Annotated in this window: 18 protein-coding genes and 1 tRNA gene; 12 read left to right on the forward strand and 7 right to left on the reverse strand. The window is 59.4% G+C overall.

The annotated features are described in order from the left end of the window. The first annotated feature begins 179 nt into the window (after nucleotides 1–179). Together ACR0DA_RS09170 and ACR0DA_RS09175 are read left to right on the forward strand one after the other, a co-directional pair. A complete protein-coding gene (locus tag ACR0DA_RS09170; RefSeq protein WP_480753692.1) occupies nucleotides 180–875 on the forward strand; it encodes a helix-turn-helix transcriptional regulator in 696 nt (231 codons plus the stop codon). After that, complete coding sequence (locus ACR0DA_RS09175; RefSeq protein WP_170449299.1) at nucleotides 868–1,365, forward strand: hypothetical protein; 498 nt, start codon at nucleotides 868–870, stop codon at nucleotides 1,363–1,365. The genes ACR0DA_RS09170 and ACR0DA_RS09175 overlap by 8 nt, the downstream gene beginning before the upstream one ends. A 32-nt stretch (nucleotides 1,366–1,397) precedes the next feature. Here ACR0DA_RS09175 and ACR0DA_RS09180 read toward each other — a convergent pair. After that, nucleotides 1,398–1,483: transfer RNA gene (locus ACR0DA_RS09180), tRNA-Leu, on the reverse strand. A 237-nt stretch (nucleotides 1,484–1,720) separates the two neighbouring features. Between ACR0DA_RS09180 and ACR0DA_RS09185 the strand changes: the two genes are divergently transcribed. The 8 genes from ACR0DA_RS09185 (at nucleotide 1,721) to ACR0DA_RS09220 (ending at nucleotide 10,993) form a co-directional block, all read left to right on the forward strand. Further along, nucleotides 1,721–2,764 carry a pyridoxal-phosphate dependent enzyme gene (locus tag ACR0DA_RS09185; RefSeq protein ID WP_480753693.1) on the forward strand — a complete coding sequence of 348 codons (1,044 nt, stop codon included), beginning with the start codon at nucleotides 1,721–1,723 and terminating at the stop codon, nucleotides 2,762–2,764. Next, nucleotides 2,761–3,906 carry a M24 family metallopeptidase gene (locus ACR0DA_RS09190; RefSeq protein ID WP_170599263.1) on the forward strand — a complete coding sequence of 382 codons (1,146 nt, stop codon included), beginning with the start codon at nucleotides 2,761–2,763 and terminating at the stop codon, nucleotides 3,904–3,906. The genes ACR0DA_RS09185 and ACR0DA_RS09190 overlap by 4 nt, the downstream gene beginning before the upstream one ends. Beyond that, nucleotides 3,903–4,619 carry a maleate cis-trans isomerase family protein gene (locus tag ACR0DA_RS09195; protein ID WP_480753695.1) on the forward strand — a complete coding sequence of 239 codons (717 nt, stop codon included), beginning with the start codon at nucleotides 3,903–3,905 and terminating at the stop codon, nucleotides 4,617–4,619. Before ACR0DA_RS09190 ends, ACR0DA_RS09195 begins: the two co-directional genes overlap by 4 nt. A gap of 81 nt (nucleotides 4,620–4,700) precedes the next feature. Continuing rightward, nucleotides 4,701–5,849 carry an ABC transporter ATP-binding protein gene (locus ACR0DA_RS09200; RefSeq protein ID WP_480753696.1) on the forward strand — a complete coding sequence of 383 codons (1,149 nt, stop codon included), beginning with the start codon at nucleotides 4,701–4,703 and terminating at the stop codon, nucleotides 5,847–5,849. A 103-nt stretch (nucleotides 5,850–5,952) separates the two neighbouring features. Then, complete coding sequence (locus ACR0DA_RS09205) at nucleotides 5,953–7,044, forward strand: extracellular solute-binding protein (protein ID WP_093962659.1); 1,092 nt, start codon at nucleotides 5,953–5,955, stop codon at nucleotides 7,042–7,044. Nucleotides 7,045–7,117: 73 nt separating this feature from the next. Continuing rightward, on the forward strand, nucleotides 7,118–8,392 hold the full coding sequence (locus tag ACR0DA_RS09210) for an ABC transporter permease (RefSeq protein WP_170337618.1): 1,275 nt from the start codon (nucleotides 7,118–7,120) through the stop codon (nucleotides 8,390–8,392). 5 nt (nucleotides 8,393–8,397) lie between these two features. Further along, nucleotides 8,398–9,609, forward strand: coding sequence for an ABC transporter permease (locus ACR0DA_RS09215; protein WP_170338070.1), 1,212 nt, complete (start codon nucleotides 8,398–8,400; stop codon nucleotides 9,607–9,609). Nucleotides 9,610–9,772: 163 nt separating this feature from the next. After that, nucleotides 9,773–10,993 carry an aminopeptidase P family protein gene (locus ACR0DA_RS09220; RefSeq protein WP_480753697.1) on the forward strand — a complete coding sequence of 407 codons (1,221 nt, stop codon included), beginning with the start codon at nucleotides 9,773–9,775 and terminating at the stop codon, nucleotides 10,991–10,993. A 52-nt stretch (nucleotides 10,994–11,045) separates the two neighbouring features. Here the strand turns inward: ACR0DA_RS09220 and ACR0DA_RS09225 are convergent, their stop codons facing one another. From ACR0DA_RS09225 to ACR0DA_RS09245, 5 genes are read right to left on the reverse strand one after another with little or no spacing between them, the layout of a single operon-like run. Then, complete coding sequence (locus tag ACR0DA_RS09225; RefSeq protein ID WP_480753699.1) at nucleotides 11,046–12,056, reverse strand: Ldh family oxidoreductase; 1,011 nt, start codon at nucleotides 12,054–12,056, stop codon at nucleotides 11,046–11,048. A 10-nt stretch (nucleotides 12,057–12,066) separates the two neighbouring features. Continuing rightward, complete coding sequence (locus tag ACR0DA_RS09230) at nucleotides 12,067–12,696, reverse strand: DUF3726 domain-containing protein (RefSeq protein WP_480753700.1); 630 nt, start codon at nucleotides 12,694–12,696, stop codon at nucleotides 12,067–12,069. Beyond that, nucleotides 12,693–14,330 (reverse strand): hypothetical protein, encoded by a 1,638-nt coding sequence (locus ACR0DA_RS09235; protein WP_480753927.1) that lies wholly within the window; start codon nucleotides 14,328–14,330, stop codon nucleotides 12,693–12,695. Before ACR0DA_RS09235 ends, ACR0DA_RS09230 begins: the two co-directional genes overlap by 4 nt. Before the next feature lie 44 nt (nucleotides 14,331–14,374). Then, nucleotides 14,375–15,352 carry a membrane dipeptidase gene (locus ACR0DA_RS09240; protein ID WP_170449268.1) on the reverse strand — a complete coding sequence of 326 codons (978 nt, stop codon included), beginning with the start codon at nucleotides 15,350–15,352 and terminating at the stop codon, nucleotides 14,375–14,377. Further along, nucleotides 15,352–16,764: an aldehyde dehydrogenase family protein gene (locus ACR0DA_RS09245; protein ID WP_480753929.1), complete on the reverse strand. Its 1,413-nt coding sequence runs from the start codon at nucleotides 16,762–16,764 to the stop codon at nucleotides 15,352–15,354. Before ACR0DA_RS09245 ends, ACR0DA_RS09240 begins: the two co-directional genes overlap by 1 nt. A 151-nt stretch (nucleotides 16,765–16,915) precedes the next feature. Here ACR0DA_RS09245 and ACR0DA_RS09250 point away from each other — a divergent pair, with 151 nt between their 5' ends. Continuing rightward, the gene (locus ACR0DA_RS09250; protein WP_480753702.1) at nucleotides 16,916–17,770 is read left to right on the forward strand and encodes a LysR family transcriptional regulator; all 855 of its coding nucleotides are present in this window, start codon (nucleotides 16,916–16,918) and stop codon (nucleotides 17,768–17,770) included. A gap of 516 nt (nucleotides 17,771–18,286) precedes the next feature. After that, nucleotides 18,287–18,721, forward strand: a complete 435-nt coding sequence (locus ACR0DA_RS09255; RefSeq protein WP_480753703.1) for a hypothetical protein — start codon at nucleotides 18,287–18,289, stop codon at nucleotides 18,719–18,721. Nucleotides 18,722–18,971: 250 nt separating this feature from the next. Here the strand turns inward: ACR0DA_RS09255 and rnhA are convergent, their stop codons facing one another. Then, on the reverse strand, nucleotides 18,972–19,547 hold the full coding sequence (gene rnhA / locus ACR0DA_RS09260; RefSeq protein WP_480753704.1) for a ribonuclease HI: 576 nt from the start codon (nucleotides 19,545–19,547) through the stop codon (nucleotides 18,972–18,974). Between the last annotated feature and the right edge of the window lie 4 nt (nucleotides 19,548–19,551).

Raw genomic sequence — 19,551 nt, forward strand, 5'->3', positions numbered from 1 at the left:
TTGTAGAAAACTGAACTTTCTGGTATGCTCAACACAGATTTTAGATTGCTTTTATTCAGTTTCACCTCGGCCAATAACGGCCAATTCAGGACGTAATCCGGGGTATTTAGGGGGGCACAAGAATGAGCATTTCCGAATTAAGTAACAGTTCGTGCACGATCGACGAAAACGAAGATTTCATGATTGTTTTTATTGGGAAAGAGCTCTTCTACTCCAACCAAACCCTGCGAAGCGTGCAGCACGAATTCGGCGTTGCAGCCCACAGGTTTGAATCCCTCGCGGCATTCTTGTCCGAGGCAAGCAATGCCGTGGGTTCCGGCAAGATTGTTGTCGTGGATCAGATCATGATGGAGGACCTGCTGGCCCGCCCCTCCGATTATGTCCGATCGTCCATGCCGGGATGCCTTGCCTTCGCATACCGCAAAGAGGACGCAGCCCGGTTCGTTTTCGAGCGATGGGACCGATCCCGGTACGGATCAATCGGGTTTCTTCCGATGAACGTCGCTCCGGACGCATGGCGCGCGATCCTGCGGCTGCTGATGCATGAAGAGTTGTACCTGCCGGGATTTGTGGCCAATTGCGTTGCATCGAAGCCGTGCGCGACAGGTGCGACTGCGGCCCGAGAAACTCCGAAATCCCCTGCGGCTGGCCCTCTGTTGTCAAAACTGACCCGGCGCGAGAAGCAGGTTCTGCAACTTGTCTCCGAAGGCAAGAGCAACAAGGCGATCGCTGCCCAGTTGGGTATCACCGAACACACGGTCAAGCTGCACATGCACAACGTGTCGGGCAAGATCGGTGTCAGCAACAGAACGGCAGCGGCGCATTTCTTCTTTGAGGCGGCGGCGCAGGACGCGCACCGAACCTCGATTGACTGACGACTTCGAAGCCAGGTTCGATCGGTTGATCCTTTTGGTCGGCCGCCTGAACTATGTCTGGACGAACACCGAAAGCCTGCTGATTCATCTGATTGCCGGCCTCTCGGGGACCAGCAAAGACGTAGCCGTCATCATTTTCCTGACCCTGAACACAACCCGCGCCCGAATTGATCTGGTCGAGCGTCTGGCAAAGATGGACGGAAGGCCGGCCTCGGTTCGTGATCCGATCCTAGAGCACACGCAGCGGCTCAGCCGTCTGTCTGGCATCCGCAACAAGTTCAACCACTGCATCTATTCCTTCGACCAGGAAACCGGGAACCCCAAAACGATCCTGATGCGCATTGCCGATCGAAAAACGGACATCAAGCTGGGACGCGAAGATACGGTCGACGAACAGGCGATGCAGGACATCGAGGATGTCGTAGCGCAGCTGTCGGCGGCGAACCAAGACATCTGGCGGCTGATCTCCAAGCTGGGTTATCCGGTCTGACGATCGCCCTCGGCCAGGTCGACCATTGTGTTTGGTGCGGGCGGTGGGACTCGAACCCACACGGCGCTAGGGCCTTCGGATTTTAAGTCCGATATGTCTACCATTCCATCACGCCCGCATCCGGCCGGTCTGATGCACCGGCGCCGGATCACGTGCCGAACACTTACACGCACCCATACCGATTGCAAAGACCGCAAGCGGTCAATTCGCCAGCCAGATCAACGCCGTTTGGTTCAGGGCAGGTAGCCACTTTTCCCAGGGAACAGGAAGTGTGCATTTCTCGCATTTCACCCCTATGCCTTGACAGATTGACTGCATTTCTATGACGTCTGCCGGATCGTTGAGGGAGGCCGCGATGAAGTCCGTCACCAACCCGTATCGAGGCGAAGGCAAACTGTTTTCACAGGCCCCCTTCCCTTCAACCAATTCCAGCCGGTTGGCGCAGCTTTTGTCGCTGTGCCCTGCCTCCGGCGTGACACCACTGGCCGAAGCGCAGGGTTTGGCGCCCGTTTCCCGCCTTTGGATCAAAGATGAACGGACGCGGATGAATCTCGGGTCGTTCAAGGCATTGGGCGCGGCCTATGTCATCGCCTACCAAGCGAGCGAAGCCACCGAGACACCCGACAACACATCCCTTGCTGGCCGTACTTATGTAACGGCCAGCGCCGGGAACCACGGCCTAAGCATGGCTGCGGGTGCGCGCGTTTTTGGTGCGAATGCCGTAGTGTTCATTTCTGAAACCGTGCCCGAGAGCTTTGCTCAGCGCCTTTCGGCGCAAGGTGCGCGAGTGGTGCGCGAAGGCGTCGATTACGCCGCAAGCATGAGCGCCGCAAGCCGCGCGGCGAACGACAACGACTGGACGCTTCTGTCAGACAGCTCTTGGGAAGGGTATTATGACCTGCCCCATCTCTTGATGGAGGGGTACGTTCAAATGGCTGTCGAGGCGGTTGATCAGTGTCCCGAACCTCCGACATTGATCCTGCTGCAGGCCGGAGTGGGAGGCATGGCGGGCGCCGTTGCCGCATGTTTCCGAAAGGCTTGGGGAGACGACCCCAGGATCATCGTGGTCGAACCGGCCGCAGCCCCGGCGCTGATGGCCAGCATCCAAGCCGGCGCGCCGGTATTTGCAGACGGTCCGGACAGCATCATGGGACGGCTGGATTGCAAGGAGCCATCGCTGATTGCACTGAATGGGCTGGCGCGGGATGCCGATCAGTTTCTGACGCTGGAGGATGACACCGTGGCCGCTCAGCTTCCAGTCATGGCAGGGGCCGGGTTCGAAACGACTGCGTCAGGCGGCGCCGGACTGGCCGCCGTTCTGGATGCCGATAGCCGCAACTTGCTCAATATCGGACCACAGGACCGCGTTTTGTGCATCGTGACCGAGCAAGCCTCGTGAGAGGGTTCGAACAAGCCGAGTTCGCGGACAGAACTGCGCGTGCACAGGATCTCATGCGAGAGCATGGGCTGGACGCCCTGCTGCTGACGACCGAGCCCGACATCCGGTATTTCAGCGGCTTTCTGACCCGGTTCTGGGAAAGCCCGACGCGCCCCTGGTTCCTTGTCGTTCCCGCGACCGGCAAACCTGTCGCGGTGATCCCGTCGATTGGCGCGGCTTTGATGGCGCAGACCTGGATCGAAGACATCCGCACTTGGACCGCCCCGGATCTGGCAGACGACGGAGTATCGTTGCTGGCCGAAACCCTGCGCGAACTTGTTCCGGACGGCGGTTTGATCGGATGCCCCGACGGGCATGAAACGCACCTGCGGATGCCGCTTGCGGATTTCGGGCGTCTGAAATCCGAAATCGACCGCCGCAGGATCACCGGCGACCTTGGCATTCTGCGCGACCTGCGCATGGTCAAATCTCAAGCCGAAATCAAAAAGATCGAAACCGCCTGCCTGATCGCGGGACAGGCTTTTGAGCGGGTTCCTGAGATTGCATCGGCCGGTGTTCCTCTGGATCAGGTCTTTCGACGGTTCCAGATGTTGTGTCTCGACGCAGGCGCCGATTGGGTACCTTATCTTGCCGGCGCGGCCGACCAAGGCGGATATGGCGACGTGATCTCACCGGCAACCCAACGACCGTTGAAGCCGGGCGACGTGCTTATGTTGGATACCGGGCTGGTCTGGGATGGGTATTTTTGCGATTTCGACCGCAACTGGTCCGTCGGCCCGGCGAGTCCCGCCGTGCGCGCGGCGCACCACGCGCTGATCGATGCGACCGAGGCGGCGTTCGAGCAGGCCAGACCGGGCGCGACGGCCTCGGACCTGTATCACACGATGAGCTCGGTCCTGTCCCGTGGCGGCGGCGGGACCGAAGCCGGGCGCCTGGGCCACGGATTGGGCATGTCATTGACCGAGTGGCCTTCGCTCATCCCAACGGATCACACGGTTCTGAAACCCGGAATGGTGTTGACGCTGGAGCCAGGTATTGAGGTCGGTGGCAAAATACTTGTCCACGAGGAAAATGTGCTGGTCACCGAAAGCGCACCGCGGTTCCTGAGCCCCAAGGCACGACGGGAGATTCCCGAGCTATGACAACACTGCCATTTTCTCTGGACACGGATGACCCGGGTATATCTCCGCTTGGCCTGATCGTTCTGCAGACAGACGAGACGATCGAAGGCGATTTCCGCAGGCTTTTTGCCGGCGACCCTTCACCCATTTATGTCTCGCGCATAACCAGCGACCCGCAGGTCACGACCAAGACGTTGACCCGCATGAAGCATGCGCTTCCAGCGGCGGCAGATTTACTGCCCAAGGCGCGCCCCTTCCGGGCTGTGGGTTACGCCTGCACCTCGGCAAGCTCGGTCATCGGGTCGGAAAAGGTCGAAGAACTGGTAAAGCAGACTTGTGATGTGCAAACGGTGACCAACCCGCTGCGCGCCGCGGTTGCGCAGGCGCGCGAATTGGGTGTGTCACGCTTTGCACTGCTGTCCCCTTATGTGGAGCAGGTCAACACGGCGCTTCGCGCGGCCTTCGCCGATCAAGGGGTCCTGATGGATGTGTTAGGCACCTTTGGGATTTCCGAAGAATCAAAAGTCGTCCGGATTTCAACGCAATCCATCGTTGACGCCGCGGTGAGGCTGGGTTCGGACAGAGCGGTCGAAGCCGTTTTTCTCAGCTGCACCAACCTTCGCACATTGGATGCCATCCCGCAGATCCATGAACAGATCGGCAAACCGGTCCTGTCCAGCAATCAGGCCCTTGCGTGGCACATGCGGCGCCTCAACACTGCGCAAAATCCTTGAATCCCACCCAATGAGGATTGGTTTTTGTCATTGAGTCTTGCCAGCCGGACATTGCTGCGTCTTTAATGTGCTCAGGGATCAATGAAATCCGGACCAACCGGATCAAGAATTGACGCAACAGGGGGTCTTGTGACCGGCACTTCTAGCGACGCCGCGTTTGTCGAATTTCAACGCGTTCAAAAATCGTATGACGGCGAAAGTCTTGTCGTCAAAGACCTTAACCTCGCGATGCCAAAGGGCGAGTTTCTGACAATGTTGGGCCCATCGGGATCTGGCAAGACCACTTGCCTGATGATGCTGGCCGGGTTCGAAACTGCGACGCATGGCGAAATTCTGTTGGATGGGCGACCGATCAACAACATCCCGCCGCACAAGCGTGGCATCGGGATGGTGTTTCAGAACTATGCCCTGTTCCCGCACATGACGGTGGCCGAGAACCTCGCCTTTCCGCTGGAAGTCCGAAAAATCGGCAAATCCGAGCGCGAAGAAAAAGTCCAGCGCGCCCTCGACATGGTGCAGATGGGTGCCTTCGGCAGCCGCCGACCCGCGCAGCTGTCGGGCGGACAACAACAGCGTATCGCCTTGGCCCGCGCGCTGGTCTTCGAACCCGAATTGGTTCTGATGGACGAACCGCTGGGCGCATTGGACAAACAGCTGCGCGAGCACATGCAGTTTGAAATCACGCGTCTGGCCCATGAATTGGGGATCACGACCGTCTATGTGACCCACGACCAGACAGAAGCGCTGACCATGTCGGATCGCGTAGCGGTCTTTGACGATGGCCGGATCCAGCAGCTTGCACCGCCGGACCAGCTTTATGAGGAACCGGAGAACAGTTTCGTTGCGCAGTTCATCGGTGAGAACAACACGCTGGAAGGCGTTCTTAAATCCGTAGATGGCGGGAAATGCGTCGTCACGCTGGACGATGGCTCCGAGATCGACGCGGTTCCGATCAACGTGAGCCAACCGGGGGAACGGACCAAGGTCTCGATCCGACCCGAGCGCGTGGAATTCAACAAGGATCGCCTCAGCCCCGAAGCGCATACGCTCAAGGCTGTGGTCAAGGAATTCATCTACATGGGCGATGTATTCAGGTTCCGCATGTCGGTGGCCGGCAATGATGAATTCATCGTCAAGACCCGGAATGCCCCTGACGCCGTCAGGCTGACACCGGGTCAGGAGATCGAGATCGGATGGCTGGCGCAGGATTGCCGCGCTCTGGACGCCTAGGCGCGCCCAGCTTCGCAATCCGCCCCCAAGCCGAAAGAACCGACCGACGAAAACCCGTGCGTTGGTCGACAAATCATAAAACGGGAAAAACTGGGAGCTACATATGAAACGTACCACCACAATGCTGACAGCTGTTGCTCTGGCAACTGCAGCAGGCGGAGTTTCCGCCGAAGAAATGACGATCGTGTCCTGGGGCGGCGCCTATTCCAAGTCGCAGCTCAAGGCCTATCACGAGCCCTATTCGGAAAAGACCGGCGTCACCATCCTGAACGATGACAGCTCGGCCGAGGCCGTGGCCAAATTGCGCGCCATGAACGAGGCGGGCAACATCACATGGGATGTGGTCGACGTGGTTGCCGCGGACGCGATCCGTCTGTGTGACGAAGGTCTGGCAATGGAAATCGACCCGGACACCCAGCTGGCGCCTGCGCCGGACGGCACCCCGGCTTCGGAAGACTTCGGCGATCTGCTGGTCAGCGAATGCTTCATCCCTCAGATCGTGTATTCGACCACCTTTGGGTATCGGACCGACATGGTCGGGGACAACCCGCCGACCGACATCTGCGCGGTCTTCGACCTGGAGACCTATCCCGGCAAGCGGTCGCTGGAAAAGCGTCCGATCAACAACATGGAATGGGCCCTGCTGTGCGACGGCGTCCCGAAGGACGAAGTGTATGACGTTCTGGCAACCGACGAAGGCCAGGACCGTGCTCTGAAGAAGCTGGACACCATCAAGGACAGCGTCGTCTGGTGGTCCGCCGGCGCCGATACGCCCCAGCTGCTGGCTGACGGCGAAGTCGTCATGGGCTCGACCTACAATGGCCGCCTGTTCAGCGTCATCGAAGAGCAGAAGCAGCCCGTCGCCATGCTGTGGGACGCGCAGGTCTTCGATCTGGACGGCTGGATCATTCCCGCCGGTCTGAGCGAAGAGCGCAAGCAACGCGCGCTGGACTACATCATGTTCGCGACCGACACCCAGCGCCTGGCGGATCAGGCCAAGTACATCTCGTACGGCCCGGCTCGCGCTTCGTCGGCTCCGCTGGTCGGCAAACATGCCGAACTGGGAATCGACATGGCTCCGCACATGCCGACCGATCCGGAAAACGCCAAGAACACGTTCCTCTACAACTACGAGTTCTGGGCTGACTACCGCGATGACATCGACGCCAAATTCCAGGCGTGGTTGGCGCAATAAGCGCTTGAATCTCTGAAGAAACGTCAGGTGGCGGTGCGCCGCCATCTGACCCGGGCACAACCAAGAGGCACTGATGACTGACGCAAGCCAAACCGCAGGACCCATGCTGGCAGCGGACGGAACGCCGCTCAAGCAATCGCTGGCGCGTTCATTGCGACGTCAGAAACTGCGCGCGCTTATGCTGATCGCGCCTTTGCTTCTGTTCGTTCTGTTTTCCTTCCTCGTACCGATTGCATCGATGCTGTTTCGGTCAGTCGAAAACGGAATTGTCTCGGAAACCCTGCCCCTGACGGTCGAAGCGCTGGACAACTGGGATGAAACCAGCGGCGAATTGCCGGGCGAGGACGTCTATGATGCCTTCGTTCGTGACATGGTGGTCGCGATCGAAAACAAGGAACACACCCGGCTTGGCACGCGTCTGAACTACGAAGAAACCGGCATGTCTTCGCTGTTCCGCCAGTCAGGCCGCAAGATCAAACGGTTGGATCCTGAAACCGACGGTCCGTTCAAGGAAAAGCTGATCGAGATCCATGACGGCTGGGGGGATCCGCAGACGTGGCGCGTGATCAAGACCCATGCGGTTCCGATCACCAACGGTTACTTCCTGAACGCAATCGACATGCGGCGCACCCCGGAAGGTGCTCAGGCACAGCCGGAAGACAAACAGATTCTCATCAAACTGTTCGGGCGCACGTTGTTCATGTCGCTGGTAATCACCGGGGCCTGCATCCTGCTGGCCTATCCGGTCAGCTACCTGCTGGCGACCCTGCCAATGCGCGTGTCGAACCTGCTGATGATTCTGGTTCTGCTGCCCTTCTGGACGTCGCTTCTGGTGCGGACATCCGCATGGAAGGTCATGCTGCAGCAGCAGGGCGTTATAAACGACACCCTCGTCTGGCTCGGGCTGGTCGCAGATGACGCCCGGCTGATCATCATCAACAACCAGATCGGCACGATCATTGCCATGACGCATATCCTGCTGCCGTTCATGATCCTGCCGATGTATTCGGTGATGCAGACGATTCCGCCATCCTACACCCGCGCGGCCAAATCCATGGGCGCGACGAACTGGACCACGTTCTGGCGGATCTACTTCCCGCAATCCATCCCGGGCATCGGAGCGGGATCGATCCTCGTGTTCATTCTGGCAATCGGCTACTACATCACGCCCGAAATCGTGGGCGGCACCAAGGGTGTCTTCATCTCGAACCGGATTGCCTATCACATATCGTCGTCGTTGAACTGGGGCCTGGCTGCAGCATTGGGGACGATCCTGCTGGCAGTGGTTCTGATCCTCTACTGGGTCTACGACAAGATCGTGGGCATCGATAACGTGAAGCTGGGGTAACCGACATGGCCGCACTGACACCAATTTCGCGCAAGCCCCTATCCATGGTCCTTCCCAGCGTCGCACTGGCCGGCGCGTTTGCCGGCATGTTTGTCGGCGCCGGAAACGGCTCGGTCCCCCTGGGAATGATCGGCGGCGCGGCGCTGACGGCCCTTTTGGCCTGGATCTACATCTCGGTCCTCAAGAACGAGAGGCTTGCCTACTGGATCAACATCATCGGTTTCGCGTCCGTCGGCTTCGCGGTTTCCGGGCCGATGGGCGGTGTGCTCGGCTTCTTGGGCGGCTGGTTTTTCGCATGGTTCACATTCTGGCTGTACGAGGGCCGATACCGCCGCAAACTGCTGCCTTATCTGACGGCGCAGCAGGTGTTCTATCACTACCTGTTCCGGGTGATCTGCGGCGCGATCTTCGTTTTCCTGATCACGCCAATTCTGGTGGTTCTTCCGCTGTCTTTCAACGCGCAGGACTTCTTTACTTTTACGCCCGAGATGCTGCGGCTGGACCCCGAAGGGTATTCGCTGAAGCATTACCAGGATTTCTTCACCAACAACGAATGGCAGCGCAGCTTCAAGAACTCGCTGATCATCGCGCCCATCGCCACGATCATATCGGTAACGCTGGGAACTCTGGCGGCCATCGGTCTCAGCCAATCGCATGTGCCGGGGCGGCGCGCCATCATGGGGATCCTGATTTCTCCGATGATCGTGCCACTGATCATCTCGGCGACGGGCATGTTCTTTTTCTACAGCGACATCGGCCGCTTCCTTGAAGGCACTTTGGGCATGAACAAGACCTTTGTGGGCTACCTCAAGGTAATCCTGGCCCACGCCGTTCTGGGCATTCCCTTCGTCATCATCACCGTGACCGCCACGCTGGTCGGCTTTGACCGCTCGCTGACGCGGGCTGCTGCGAATATGGGCGCGGGCCCGGTACGGACCTTCTTCAAGATCCAGATGCCCCTGATTCTGCCGGGCGTGATCTCGGGCGGGCTGTTCGCCTTCATCACCTCGTTCGATGAGGTGGTCGTGGTGCTGTTCGTCGGATCGGCCAGCCAGAAGACGCTGCCGTGGCAGATGTTCACCGGCCTGCGCGAGCAGATCAGCCCGACCATCCTGGCCGTGGCCACGATCCTCGTCGTGATCTCGATCGCCCTGCTGACCACGGTCGAGCTGCTGCGCCGGCGGTCGGAACGTCTGCGCGGGCTGACACCGGCTTGACCGGCGGCGTGGCCTGATCTAACGATTTCCTTGTTCGCCCCCTGCTGCGATGGCGTCGCAGCACCTAAGGGGGTGATCGGCTCTCGGACCCCGAGACCGCCTGTCCTGTACGCCGGGACATGTGGCCGGGCTTTGCACGTCCGGCAAAGAAACGAGAGAGCACATGACAGACCTTTCAAATCGCCCCGAATTCTTCACCTGCCACAACGGTGACAAGGCGCCCCTGCCCTTCAGCCGGGCCGAGTACGACCGGCGGCTGGCCAAACTGCGCGCCATCATGGCGCAACGGGACATACCCGTCGTTCTGCTGACCTCAATGCAGAACATCGCCTACTACTCGGGCTTTCTGTACTGCGCCTTCGGACGGCCCTATGGCTGCGTGGTGACTCAGGACAATTGCACCACCGTGTCGGCCAATATCGACGCGGGCCAGCCCTGGCGCCGGTCGGTCGAGGACAACGTGATCTACACCGACTGGAAGCGCGACAACTACTGGCGCGCCGTAGCCAGCCTGATCGGGAATGCCCGCCGGATCGGCATCGAAAGCGACCACATGACGCTGGCCGCGCGCGACACGGCCCTGTCCATGCTGAACCAGCCCGAGCTTGTGGACATCGCCCCCGACACGATGGCCGCGCGGATGGTGAAATCGGCCGAAGAGATCGAGTTGATCAAAGGCGGCGCACGTACGGCGGACGTGGGCGGCGCGGCCATCCATGCCGCGATCCGTGAAGGTGCCACCGAGATCGAGATCGCCATGGCCGGCCGCGATGCGATGGAGATCGAGATCGCCCGCGCCTATCCCGACGCCGAGTACCGCGACACCTGGGTCTGGTTCCAGTCGGGCCTGAACACCGACGGCGCACACAACCCGGTCACCAAGCGGGCCTTGCAGAATGGCAATATCCTGTCACTCAACACATTCCCGATGATCTCGGGCTATTACACCGCGCTGGAACGCACCCTGTTCTTGGGCGAGCCCGACGCCGACAGCCTGCGCCTGTGGCAGGCCAATGTAGCCGCGCACGAGCTGGGGTTGAGCCTGATCAAACCCGGCGCGACCTGTTCCGGCATCACAGCCGAGATCAACCGGTTCTTCGCCGATCAGGGCCTGCTGCAATACCGCTCGTTCGGGTATGGGCACTCCTTCGGCATCCTCAGCCACTACTACGGTCGCGAGGCGGGCCTGGAACTGCGTGAGGACATCGACACGGTGCTCGAACCGGGCATGGTCGTGTCCATCGAGCCGATGCTGTGGATACCCGAAGGTCAACCCGGCGCAGGCGGCTATCGCGAGCACGACATTCTGGTCGTAGGCGAGGATGGGGCCGAGAATATCACCGGCTTTCCGTACGGACCGGAACACAACATCATCAATGCGTGATGCAGAGGGGGCGAGGCATCGGCCTTGCCCCTGTTTCCGCCTGAAACGGGTGTCAGGCCAGGATGGCGTGGATTTTGTCCAGCGTCGCGGCGCTGACACCAACCCCGTCTTGGTTGGCCTGCAGGCGTTTGGTGCGCCGACCATCGCCGGGCAGACGCGCTCCTTCCTGATACCGGATCGCCTCGACAAGTTCCGCGATATTGGCAGCAAACCCCAACCCGGTCGTAGCGCCGGGGTCGATGGCAATGAAGAACTGGCCGGTTTTTGGCGGGCCGCCTACGGTTCCTGAAAAGGGTGAAGCATGGATACCCAAGGTGGCTCCGGTCAATGCGGCGGCCATTACCTCGGTCAGAAGTGCGACGCCCACGCCCTTGTAGCCGCCCGAAGGCGCCATAGAGCCCTTGAGGCCCACGGCGGGGTCAGTTGTCGGGTTGCCATCAGGGTCCAGCGCCCAACCGACCGGAATCGGCTTTGCCTCGCGGGCGTGCTTCATGACCTCGCTTTTTGCGATCGTGCTGGCGCTTTGGTCGATCAAGACGGCAGGTTGCCCATCAGAACCCGGAACGGCCAGCGAAAACGGGTTTGTGCCCACGACGGGCCGTGAACCACCCGACGGTGCAATGGATGCAGGTGCATTGGTGAACCCCAGACCAACAAGGCCCGCCTGAGCCAAGCGATAGGTGTGATACCCCAGCACACCACAATTGTAACTGTTGCGGATGGCCAGCGCGGCTATCCCCTGCTCGCGTGCTGCCGGGATCAACGCATCGAACCCCAAGTCGATCGCCGGGTGAGCGAAACCGGTGGCCGCATCAACCACCACCACGCCCGGTTTTGGGGCGGACATCACCGGCTTTGCTCGCCCGTCCACCTTGCCGCATTGTACATGCTCGCAATAGATCGGGATGTAGGCCAGTCCGTGACTGGCCACCCCATCCGCCTCGGTCGCGGCGGTCGCAACCGCCAATGGCCGGGCATTGTCCTCGGACGTGCCGGCCGCCATCAGAGCGCGCAGCGACAGATCCTCGATTTCGGCAAGGGACAGCGTTCGGGTTTCTGGCATCTCGGCCTCCTCAGTCATTATCGGACAAACCAGCACCGGCACCCAACCGGCGAGACTCCTCGGTTGCGGGGGCATAGGTGCGTTGAGCCAGAGTGTTCAAAAAAGCCAGAGCCGCGGGCGCCGGCAGGGCGCGCGTTTGCTTGGCGCGCAGTTTTTCAGGTGTACCGCCGATCCTTACGATGACCTTTGTGGCGCTTTCCGGCCAAAGATCCGGAGCGTCCACGACCTCCCCATCCGTCGTGGCGCTGAGTTCATCGCAGACGACGGCCACATTGGTCTGCAATCGGTGTGCGGCGTTGCCAGCGAACGGCAAGAGCAACAGTGGAACCGCCACGTCATGCAGAACGATCGGCCCGCAGCCCAAATGTTCCGAACAATCTGACAGCAGCATCCCCGCCCCCAACGGGCACATCTGCCCATGCGCCCGCCAATTCGCCCCGAGGGCCCGTGGCGTGTGCGCATCAAACAGAAGCGCAAAGTCCTGGCGCAGGACCGCCGACAGGGCGGCTGCACCGTCAAAACCATGACGACACAGCCAGCGGGTCGCCTTGGCGGCGTCCTCGGCCGGCCCCCAGTGATGACCCGCCCCACGTGCCGCGCGTTTTGCCAGTCCTTCGACCTCGTTCAGCGACAGGTTCATTCCCGCACCTCCGGATAAATCCAGAAATCGGCATTTTCGGGCGAAAGATCCTCGGGGTACGGCGCGCCTGAATACATGCAGATACGGACCCAACGGTCCGAGCGGGGATCGAAATGTGTCGCGCCGAAAAAGGACAGTTTGGCGCGGAGCATGTCGATCGGCAGAACCGATGCACCAATCGTGTTGTCTCGGATCTCGCTGTAGGGGGCCTTGCGGCTGATCTGCGCCCGGCGGATCGTGTGGCGATGTTCAGGGTGGCGCAGAAGAAATTCCGCGGTGGTCACGGCGGTGTCCCAATCGGCCATTGCCGAATATGCCGCTGCCGCATCCCGCGCCGGGGCAAGCGGTTGTTCGTACTCGGCTACCGGCTCGTCAAAGCGCTCACCCAGTCTGGGTTCCAGCTTTTCTTCCGACACATACCAGACCCGTGCGCAGGCTTCCCGGGCGCCCCAGTCCAGATCCAGGGCCCAACCGAAACCGTCGCGGATCGCCTGCCGCACATCGGCCAGCGGCATGGCACCGTCAATCTCGTACAGATGCGGGCTTGAATCCGCCATGCATCCTGACAAACCGTCCACCAAGTCTGAATAGGGTTCGAGGATCAGGGAAAGAAGCAACTCCTGCCCCTCCTCGCTCAGCACAGTTTCCGACCACTCCGCCAGACGGTTCCACGGTCTTCGGCCCGTAAGATCGTCATGGCGGAGAAAGTCCGCGATCACCCCGAGGTCTGCTTTCAGAGCAGACAGTTTCCGCTCTTGTATCGGATGTTCCGAATGCCATTGGCCAATCGACACTTGGCTGCGAGCAAACACCGACCGGAACACACTGATTTCTTCTTGGGTCGCGGTGTCCAAGGATCGAACCCGGGCGATTGCCTCCTCGCGCGCCATGATCCAGTTGTTCAATAGGACCGGATGATTGATCAGGAACGGCGCCATGCCCAGCCCCGTGGAGTTCCCGATGCCAAGGCGGCGCGCGATATCAGGGGCCATCTTGACGGCCTTGCTTCCCCCTTTGGCGCGCGCCATGTGTTCGACCAGGTCCCGCACGAAGGCGCGGGTGAGGAAGACTGACAGCATCTCGGCCTGAAACGGCCCCTCGGTTTCCGGACGGTTTGCTATGTTTTCCCGGTCCGCGGCCCCGAATTTTCCGGATCCGTACACGGCCGTGGTTCGCATCAGGTAGCCAACCTTTTGGATCTGCTCCAGATCCGGCTGTAGACCGTCGGCCAGGGCTTCGACTACATGCGTCCACAATCGGACCGAGCGATTGGCCCGGGACAGCGACAGTTCGGTTTCGCTGATCCGGCCGGCCTCCTGCAGCGGAACATTGCGGGAAAGCCGGTCAAGGTCGGCTTCGGAAGGGATTCCGTCAAATAGGGTGAAGGTCGCGTCCCAGGCATCCGCGATCACCCGGTCCGACCGTTTTTCTGGTGGAAGATCATGGGCAAAGGCCACCAGAGAATACGCGCGCTCTGGTCCCTGGGCGACATACACGGCCCGTCCGACGCCTGCCTCGTCAATATCGAACACCGGCGTGGAAAACCGCCAGTTGTCGCGTGCCAGGCGGCGAGTCAGAACGCGCATGAAGCTGAGCCTGCACTGGTGCAAAGACCCGAGCCGGCTGAGCCGCATTACGGTTGCCGGATCCCGGCGCGCGATATGCGGCCCCGGTCCGGTCAATTCTGGACCGGTCCGAAGTTGTCCGCAAAGAAGCGGTACCAGTTCTGCCCCATGATCCCGGCGACTTCGTTCGGAGTCATCCCAACTGCGAGGAGGCCGGTCTCGATCTTGTCAAAGTCACGATTGTCCCGGAACCACTTTGGCATCGGCGGAAAACCCGGGTTCGCAGACGATCCTTCGCCGTAATCGATTTCCTTGGTCCAGCGACCCACACGCATCCACTCGACAACGCTGTCGGGTTGGTCCTGGCACAGGTCGGTTCCGATCCCGAGATGCTGTGTTCCGTATTTTTCGGCCGTTCGGGCAATCATGGTGCAAAAGCTTTCCAGCGAGCAGTCGGACTTGTCCTTCAGGTGATGAGGGTAGACCGAAAACCCGAGCATCCCACCTCTTTCCGTCACGGCGCGGATGACGGGGTCACGCTTGTTGCGCAGGGCGGGCGCCCAGTCATGCGGATTGGCGTGGGTGATGGCGATCGGACGCGCGGAAAGGTCGGCTGCCTCGATCGTCGAGCGGTCGGCCGAATGGCTCATGTCGATGACCAATCCCACGCGGTTCATCTCCTTGATCACCTGCCGCCCCATCCGGGTGATACCGGTGTCTTCAGCCTCGTAGCAGCCGGTCGCTAGCAGGGATTGGTTGTTGTAGGTCAACTGCATGAACCGGGCACCAAGGTCGTACAGTATTTCAATCAGCCCAATGTCATCTTCCATGGGTGATGGGTTCTGGAAACCAAAGAAAACGGCCGTACGCCCGGTGTCACGCGCGGTATCGATGTCGTTGGCCGATCGTCCCTTCATGATCAGGTCCGGGAACAACTCGAACCAGCGGTTCCATTTCTCGAGGTTCTGAACCGTTTCACGAAAATTCTCGTGGTAGGCGACGGTGACGTGAATGGCATCCACGCCCCCTTCCCGCAATTGCCGGAAGATCTTCTCCGACCAATTGGCATATTGCAGGCCGTCAATCCGCATCAGATCGGGGTCCCGGCGCTGATATAGGCGGTTTTGACAGTGGTGTAGAACTCGGCGGCCGCTTTGCCCTGTTCGCGCGGTCCATAAGAGCTGTCGCCCCGGCCGCCGAAAGGAACGTGATAATCAGTGCCTGCCGTGGGCAAATTGACGGTCACGACACCGGTTCTTGCATGACGCCGGAAATGCGTCGCGCGCGCAAGATTCTGGGTCACGATGCCCGATGTCAGGCCGAAATTCGTGTCATTCACGATCGCCAAAGCCTCATCATAGCTGTCGACCTTGAGCACGCTGGTCAGCGGGGCAAACATCTCTTCCCTATTGATCCGCATAGTGTTGTTCGTGTTCACGAACACGCCGGGCGACATGTAATACCCGTCATGCTGCAGCTCCAGCCGTTGCCCGCCGCACGCCAGCTCGGCGCCTTCGGATTGGCCAAGTTCGACATAGGCCAGGTTCTCTTGCAGTTGCTGTTCGCTGACAACGGGGCCCATCTGCGTGCCTTCCTCCAAGGCATGCCCGACCTTCAGTACCTTTGAGCCGGCGACAAGCTTCTCGACAAAGGCGTCGTGGATCGCGGCATGGACCACCAACCGCGAAGAGGCGGTGCATTTCTGCCCGGTGCCGCCAAAAGCTCCGCCCAGCGCAAGTGACACCGCCAGATCCAGATCCGCGTCATCCATCACGGCCAACGCGTTTTTGGAACCCATCTCCATCTGCACCTTGGTCAGGTTCTGGATGGCTGCTGCGGCAATGCCCTTGCCGACGGGCACCGACCCGGTGAAAGAGATCGCATCCACCTGAGGGCTCTCAACCAGTCTTTGTCCGATTGCGCCGCCTGACCCCATGACCAAACTGAAAAGACCCTTGGGAATGTCCTGACGCTCAATGATCTCAGTCAACGCCACGGCTGAGGCGGGGGTCAGGTTGGCTGGCTTCCACACTACGGCATTCCCATAACACAAGGCCGGTGCGATCTTCCACGCGGCCGTAGCTGTCGGGAAATTCCAAGGAGAGATTACCGCGACAACCCCGACCGGTTCGCGGCGCACGTCGATTTCGACGCCCTCACGTACGCTGTCCGCGTTTTCGCCGATCTGGCGCAGGCATTCCGCCGCATAATACGTAAAGAACTGCCCCGCGCGGTAAACCTCGCCCTTGCCCTCGGCAAACGGCTTCCCCTCTTCTCGCGACAACAACCGCCCCAACTCTTCGGCGCGGGACATCAACTCGGTCCCGATACTCATCAGAACCGCCTGCTTGCGTTCCAACCCATAAGCCGCCCATTCCAACTGCGCGATACGTGCCCGGTCGAGGGTCGCGGACAGCTGATCGGCGCTTGCCTGGGCGAACAGGCCAATCACATCCGTCAGATCAGAGGGGTTGCGGTTCTCGATCGCGGTGTCGCCGGCCATCCACTCGCCGGCAATCAGGTTCAATTTTGTCACAAGGGGCCTCGGGTCCGGTACGTTTCACGAACAGAATAGACCTCTGCCCGGACATCAGGCAAACTCAAACAAATTTAATGAACTTCAGGAAATCTGAAATTTGTCTTTGAAACTGGAAATGCTCCGCTGCTTTTGCACAGTCGCCCAATCCGGAAATCTGGCCGAAGCCGCAAGCCGTCTGGGTCGCACTCAGTCTGCAGTCTCGATGACCCTGAAACAGTTTGAAGAACATCTCGGCAAACGCTTGTTCCTGGGTGAGCGAAAGAACCAGCTGTCGCCTTTGGGGGCGGAAGTCTTTGCCCTCGCCCAAAATCAGGTCCGCCAATTTGACGACACGGTCCAAAGCATTGAAGCCCTGGCCAAGGCGTCCCAAGGGCTGATCCGGATCGTGTCCGTCCCGTCGGTGGCAGCACTGCTGTTTCCATCGCTGCTTGACCACCTGTCCAGCACCTTTCCCGGCCTGAAGATCGAGCTGAGGGACACCGACACCCGGCAGGTTTTGGACAGCCTCGCCGAGGGGCGGGCGGATGTGGGGATTGCCTCGGGTCATCACCCGTTGAACGGAATACGGGCCGAGCCGCTGTTTCAGGACAGATTCGGGCTTGTGGCCGCCGCCGATCACGCCCTGATCACCGCGCACGAGCCACCAACGCTGAACCAGGTCGCGGCCAAGGAATTCGTGCACAACTCGCTGTGCCAACTCATTGAAAATCCCGGTTTCGAAGACGTAATCGCAGAGTCTGCGATCACGGTGCACAACACTCACTCGTTGATCGCCATGGTCGCAACCGGGCGGTGGGTGACCATACTGCCCGAAACGGTCGCACGGTTTTTGCCGGAAAACACTGCCTTCCGTCCGATCAAGGATTTGTCGGACGTTCGTGATGTCTATCTGTACACCCGCGAGCGAACACAGTTCCCAGAAGTGGCAGAAGAGTGTCGCAGCCATATCCTGAATTGGCCTCGCAATTGAGACCCCAGAGAACAACCCTGCCAAGCGCACCCAAGCGAGCGGGGTAGGTATAATAAATACGATGGATAGAAAACAACGTACCGCACCGCCGGAAAGCCGCTCAGACAAGGACAAGCTTTTTTGCGTTTTCGGAGAAGATGGTGCCCCCACACGGACTCGAACGCGCCCCTACTGTGAAAAACTATCAGTGAAACCAACTATTTACCCTATAATTTTCCGTGCAGGTGGGGGCGAAAGTGTGTCGTGAAGGCCACGTTTTGTGTGTCGTGAAAAGTCGGGTGTGCACTTCGCAATTGGAGGCTGCCCCTAACTTCCAATGCACGTTACTAGCGTCTCATCGTTTGTCTGCCACAGACGCCTTCGAGGTGGCAATTCAAACCATCAAGCGGAGACAGCGACGTCAACACTCCTAGGCGCTTTCACATTTCACCAGTGAATGATAGCGCTCGTTGCCAGTGTCGTGTTCTGTTGGATACAAGGGTTATGTTTCAAGAAGTGAACTTTCGCCGAGTGTGCTTGGCTGTTCTGATCGCATTCAGCGTCTCGGCTTGCACCGACCCATACTACAGCCAGGAATTAGAAGAAATCGGAGCGAAAGCAGATTTGTCTAACGTCTCTTCGGTCGACTTATGTGATGCGGCTTCATACTTCACATACGATGCGCCGTCAGGTGAACGCGAGAAAGCTAAACGTCTTCTGGCAGAGGTTCTAAACAGAGGCGATATCTCACGTAAAGACTACAATAGCGCTTTAACTGGTGACGTTGAACTCGGGATGACCGACTTAGCGGCGACGTGCGCGTGGGGCCTGCCAGATGAGGAAGAAGAATACTACATATCAGGCGGACGGAAATATACCCGTTGGACTTACAGATATGGCGAGTATGGCCTCGATAAAGACACTCTGGAATTCGTCAATGATCGCGTGGTGGCACTAAGCACAGGCGGCTGATTATGGAGGGTCTATTCTCGATAATCTTCGGCCTGATTGCTCTGTTCGTAGTAGTTTGGCTGTATATCCTGCTTCCTGCTGGCATGGCAGAACGAAGGAACCGTAGCCAATTGATCTGGGTGCTAATCAGTCTGGTTAGTTCGCCTGTTCTGGCCTGTTTGCTCTTGTTGGCTCTAGGAGACGCCGAATAACTAAGTCACCGCGGTAAGCCCCACCCAGAAGAACCGAATGGGGCCGGAAGTCTTGCCTGCTATTGATCTTGTTTGAAGGCCGCTTGTTTTGCCAGAGCATCTGCTTCCTCGTTACGAGGGTCTCCAGCGTGACCACGAACCCATTCCCATTGCACCCTCAACCCTTCCGAGACAGCCAGAAGCTTCTCCCAGAGTTCTCGGTTCTTGACTGACTTTCCGCCCGCTGCACGCCATCCTTTGCTCCGCCATTTGGGGAGCCAGTTAGTCATCCCGAGGATGACATATTGGCTGTCCGAAAAGACGGTGATCTTTGCTGGCTCGTTTCTTCTAATTTGGCGCAGCCCCTCAATGGCTGCCATCAACTCCATCTTGTTGTTAGTGGTTTCAGGTGCGTTGTTGCTGACGACCCGTTTCTTTATCTCGGCACCATTCTCGTATCGGCGGACAACTGCGGCGAAGCCTCCTTTGCCGGGATTTCCAAGGCAGCAGCCATCAGTGTGAATAGTTTTTTTGTTGTGGTCATTGTTGAGTTTCCTTGCGAGTTTCTTGGGGGTGTCGGTTTGGCCGAACGGTGAGTATTGGGCGGCCTCGCCGGACAAAACGTCCTCCAGCGCCTGCTTCAGTTTTTCAGGCATAAAA

The organism is Ruegeria sp. CI8 (assembly GCF_056536865.1).

Bases quoted from the DNA above. Each gene is read 5' to 3' on its own strand.
- ACR0DA_RS09210 (WP_170337618.1), top strand. From the start codon at position 7,118: ATGACTGACGCAAGCCAAACCGCAGGACCCATGCTGGCAGCGGACGGA.
- ACR0DA_RS09200 (WP_480753696.1), top strand. From the start codon at position 4,701: ATGAAATCCGGACCAACCGGATCAAGAATTGACGCAACAGGGGGTCTT.
- ACR0DA_RS09250 (WP_480753702.1), top strand. From the start codon at position 16,916: ATGCTCCGCTGCTTTTGCACAGTCGCCCAATCCGGAAATCTGGCCGAA.
- ACR0DA_RS09215 (WP_170338070.1), top strand. From the start codon at position 8,398: ATGGCCGCACTGACACCAATTTCGCGCAAGCCCCTATCCATGGTCCTT.
- ACR0DA_RS09170 (WP_480753692.1), top strand. From the start codon at position 180: ATGATTGTTTTTATTGGGAAAGAGCTCTTCTACTCCAACCAAACCCTG.
- rnhA (WP_480753704.1), bottom strand. From the start codon at position 19,547: ATGCCTGAAAAACTGAAGCAGGCGCTGGAGGACGTTTTGTCCGGCGAG.
- ACR0DA_RS09205 (WP_093962659.1), top strand. From the start codon at position 5,953: ATGAAACGTACCACCACAATGCTGACAGCTGTTGCTCTGGCAACTGCA.
- ACR0DA_RS09225 (WP_480753699.1), bottom strand. From the start codon at position 12,056: ATGCCAGAAACCCGAACGCTGTCCCTTGCCGAAATCGAGGATCTGTCG.
- ACR0DA_RS09240 (WP_170449268.1), bottom strand. From the start codon at position 15,352: ATGCGGATTGACGGCCTGCAATATGCCAATTGGTCGGAGAAGATCTTC.
- ACR0DA_RS09195 (WP_480753695.1), top strand. From the start codon at position 3,903: ATGACAACACTGCCATTTTCTCTGGACACGGATGACCCGGGTATATCT.
- ACR0DA_RS09185 (WP_480753693.1), top strand. From the start codon at position 1,721: ATGAAGTCCGTCACCAACCCGTATCGAGGCGAAGGCAAACTGTTTTCA.
- ACR0DA_RS09230 (WP_480753700.1), bottom strand. From the start codon at position 12,696: ATGAACCTGTCGCTGAACGAGGTCGAAGGACTGGCAAAACGCGCGGCA.
- ACR0DA_RS09220 (WP_480753697.1), top strand. From the start codon at position 9,773: ATGACAGACCTTTCAAATCGCCCCGAATTCTTCACCTGCCACAACGGT.
- ACR0DA_RS09245 (WP_480753929.1), bottom strand. From the start codon at position 16,764: ATGGCCGGCGACACCGCGATCGAGAACCGCAACCCCTCTGATCTGACG.
- ACR0DA_RS09235 (WP_480753927.1), bottom strand. From the start codon at position 14,330: ATGCGGCTCAGCCGGCTCGGGTCTTTGCACCAGTGCAGGCTCAGCTTC.